We start from the raw sequence: 4,062 nt of genomic DNA, 5'->3' as shown, positions 1-4,062 counted from the left end.
GCTATTAGTATTGCTGCTGATTATGAGATTCTTCAGGAAAATCGCCCTGCAAATCAGTTTATTTATGGCGTGCCATCAAATACTCAAAGAGGGCCGGTTGCTACTGGCGGTACACCTTGGGCTTTAGCCGCAGCACCGAGTGATTGGTTAGAGCTTGATGGACTAAAATTTGAACAGCAACCAGACGAATCTGGGGAAGTAGACGCATCTGGTGAAAAAAAGAAAAATAATTGGTTGAAATTACTTTTAGGCTTGGGAACTTTATTAGGTGGTGCTTATTTAGCTTGGCGTTTCCTCAACGAAATCACAGACATTGTTGAAGTCACTTTAACTATTAGTCCATTTGGCAAAGGTGAAGGATTACTCCCAGGAGAAAGTGGTTTCGTCGAAAGACCCCTACCTGATGGATTAGATGAAAGTAAATTAAAAGTCAATCGTAATGGCGTTGATGATTACAATCCTCATCGTGTGATGACAGCAAATTGGAAAGTCGTCGATATCAGAAGTGGTTTAGGCCAGTGGGAAATAGGCGGAAAAATTATTGAACAATTAGTTCCTAATAATCAATTCCCCTACATGGAATTGCTCAACCTCACAACGGGACAAGATTATCATTGGGGAATAGAAGCGAAAAGTCTTAATCATGGCACAATTCGGCAATTTGATGGAGAATTTCGTCTACCTTTACAAACACCAAATAGCGAGCCAGCCAGCAGTTATACCACCGTGACATTCTTAACTCCTGACGGTGTAGCTTTTGATAAAAATGGACTAGCTTCGGCGAGAGAAATTGCTGATAGCATTGTTGATAATATCGACGGTCAAGGCACCAAAGGAACAGTCATGCAATACTTGCCCTCCTCAAGTTCATGGCAAGTTCTATCTGGCGATAAAGCTCTTGGTAAACCCCTAGTATTAATTGCAGATTGGAGTCAAGATTCTACAGCCGATAAATTTAACTCAGGCTTTGCTGAAGCCGCCGCAGATAGTTTATTTGCTTCGTTAGTTTCGTTAAATTCTAGCTACGGAACAACCGAGGAACTGGTGAATGCTTTATTTAATTCACCGTTGCATTTTATTGGCTTCGGACGTGGCGCAGTAGTCAATAGCGAAATTATCCAACGTCTGGGTACTTTTTTCCCGAAAGATAAATATCCCGATATGTTCCCAGACTTGCAGATGACTACAGTAGATCCCAATGATTTTCAGCAGAATTTTGGCGGGATAAACAACTATTATGACCCCCAAATACAGGTATGGGAGAATGTTACTTTTGCCGATAATTATTATCAAACAGCAACGACATTTAACCCCAGAGGACGCGATATCCCCAATACCGATTTGTCAATTTATTTAGGAGGGTACGACGAGGCGGGGAATTTATTTGACTTCAGTCGCGCTGGGTTTACAAAAGATGTTGTTGATGGGAATAATCCTCATGGAAGGACAAAAGCTTGGTATGGCGGTACTGTCAATTTGAGTTGGAGTAAAGACAATCCTTTAGGATATCCAATTCATCGACGCCAGGGGGATTTTAGTTATGGCGAATTGTTTGATAAACAGTTTCCAGATGCGCTGGCTTGGTATTTGCCATATCTTCCAGGTCCGGGGGCTGATCCGATTGGTTTACCTCCAATTACTCCGCCTTTTCCAAATACTTTAGCACCGCTACTACAGCAAGAGGGAGTTGCTACGGGTTGGTATTATTCTGTGTTAGGTGGTGGGTATAAGAAGCGTGAATTTTTGCCGCCAAAAGAGGGAGAACGAGTGCCGGTTTATTTTGACAATACTTATGAGGAGAGGATGCGGGGAGATTTTGCAGTTCCTACTGTGTTTAATGGCAATTTTGATGCGATTAAAAATAAGATTGATAATCAACCTATTCCCGGTTGGTCTTTTGATAATCGTTCGGGAGAATCATCGAGTGCATCCACAAACAATTCACTTACTGCGGAGAACTTAAAAGACTGGAGAGATATTCCCAAGCTGAGCAACTATATGACGCGCTTAGGGATCGATCCTAACCATCCAAATTATCAGCCTAACTATGCTGTGGAGTTAAAGAACAACGATAAATTTACACATAACCCCATGTTGATGCCTGATTGGGGTTCACTAAGATTCAACCTTTTTGTTCCTGAAGGCGTTAAAAAAGATGGGGGTCAACTTAAAGTGACAATCCAACCCGTTAATAGCGAGTTGAATTCATTAACACAAACTATTTTGTTAGAAGATGTCGATTTCGCTACCGATACTTACGGCAATAATGATATATCAAAAGATGCTGATCGCAAACTTGGTTATGGTTCGGGTAACGCCGCCACATTTGGCTTTGAAACTTTTACTTTAGAGGTGCCGATAGAATCGCAGTTGCAGAATAAAGAAGTTACAATTAGTTTTGAAGTAACCAACGGGTCAAATGAACTGCTAGTTTATCTGGATGATGTGTTTTTCCAGAGTGAGCATCTGCGATTTGGCATTCCAACTCCTCTTGAGGGTAATCCAAAAGCAGCAACTAGAAAAGAAGCTAGATATAGTATTGCTGAATTTTCGACAAATCTTTACAAAGATGAGTTGCTATTAGAAAGACCTCAATACGCCTTGTCCTATAATGGCGAGAAAAATACTGCTAACTGGGCAAGCTGGCTGGTTAATAAAACGTGGATATATCAAAATGGAGATCCTTTCCTAGCAGATAAACGAAACTTCCGCCCAGATACGAATCTTCCTACTGATTTTCATCAAGTACAATCTGGTGACTACGATCCAGCTCCAGTATTAGAAAATCTGATTTATGCTCAAGGTCATTTAGTTCCTGTAGCACATAGAAATAGACCAGACAATAAGAATAACCAATCAAAAAATAATCTAGCAATTAGCCTTTTATCAAACATAGTTCCTCAAGAAGAAAGGCATAATAGGGGTCTTTGGAAAAAAATTGAAACTTACGCAAACAGCTTTGCTAAAAATGTAAATAAAAATTACGAAGTCTATGTTATCTCTGGGACTGATGGAGTTAAAAAACTAAGCGACGGTCAAGAAGCAGAAATTCCTTCCACAGATCCAAACATTCCTTCTACAAGGCCCATCAAAATTCCTGAATATTTATGGAGTGTTCTAATGGTTATAGAGTCCCCAGGGGCTGATGCTAATATAAATACATATACCGTCGGTTTCTTAACAGTAAATCGTCCAGCTACGCGAGAAGAATTAGACTGGAATAAAGGCAACAATTGGGAAACAAGCACTATTGTCCACAGCGTGGATTACATTGAGAAATTCACGGGTTACGACTTTTTCTCCAATATTGCCAAAGATATTCAAGATGAGATTGAGAAAAATAGGAGAATATTGAGCGAGAGTACAATTCCTGATGGCTTTGTCCCCGATCCGGGTTCAGAGCCAGATGAACGCCCTCCTGAACTTAATCCTCCGTCCACTACCTATGCTGATGTCGATCCCAATACCGATCCTGACAGTGATCTTTAATTACCTGCAAATCTCATAAGCAGAGGTTATAGGGACATCAACATTTTTACCGTCTTATTGTAGAATGGTTGATTAGTCACTAATCTCTGGAATAGTTACTTTTTATGCTACCATCTGGCATAGTCGTATTGTCGAGAATAGCTCCTTTAAGGCTAGCGTGTAGAGCTAACGTCAGATTAGCATGACTGAGATCTGTCCCATAAAAAGGAGTTTGCAACAAATCAGTATTACTCAAGTTAGCATTAACGAAGAGGGCACCTTCTAAATTGGACTCATACAAAGTAGCACCTTCTAAATCGGCACGAGTGAAGTTAGCAGCAGTTGCGTCAGTCCCATCAAAGCAAGCATTTCGTAAGTTAACACCGCTAAGGTTAGCAGCATTCAAGATAGCCTCAGCCAACCCTCGCCTCTTCCAAGTTAGCGCCCCTGAGATCGGCACCAGTAAAGTTGGAGTCATATAATGTGCACTTACTCAGATTAGTATCTCGGAGATCAGCCCCTCTAAGATTGGCATTATTAATGCAAGCATTTCTGAAGTCAGCCCCTCTAAGATTGACGCCTTCGTTCAACAGC

At 40.9% G+C, this 4,062-nt stretch carries 3 protein-coding genes; 1 reads left to right on the top strand and 2 read right to left on the bottom strand.

Annotated elements, in window-relative coordinates; all coding sequences use genetic code 11:
• Positions 1–3,489, top strand: a 3,489-nt coding sequence (locus tag NG798_RS26980) for a DNA/RNA non-specific endonuclease (protein ID WP_261226811.1), incomplete at its 5' end; no start/stop codon positions are given.
• A 79-nt stretch (positions 3,490–3,568) separates the two neighbouring features.
• On the opposite strand, the gene NG798_RS26975 is transcribed toward NG798_RS26980, so the two are convergent.
• Both NG798_RS26975 and NG798_RS28320 read right to left on the bottom strand, forming a co-directional pair.
• Complete coding sequence (locus NG798_RS26975; protein ID WP_261226810.1) at positions 3,569–3,946, bottom strand: pentapeptide repeat-containing protein; 378 nt, start codon at positions 3,944–3,946, stop codon at positions 3,569–3,571.
• A complete protein-coding gene (locus NG798_RS28320; RefSeq protein WP_375339009.1) occupies positions 3,882–4,058 on the bottom strand; it encodes a pentapeptide repeat-containing protein in 177 nt (58 codons plus the stop codon). The genes NG798_RS26975 and NG798_RS28320 overlap by 65 nt, the downstream gene beginning before the upstream one ends.
• Between the last annotated feature and the right edge of the window lie 4 nt (positions 4,059–4,062).

The sequence above is a fragment of the Ancylothrix sp. D3o genome, from assembly GCF_025370775.1.
Taxonomy (GTDB): Bacteria; Cyanobacteriota; Cyanobacteriia; order Cyanobacteriales; family Oscillatoriaceae; genus Ancylothrix.
Note: the sequence above shows the minus strand (reverse complement) of the source record. Positions and strands in the feature narration are given on the sequence as shown.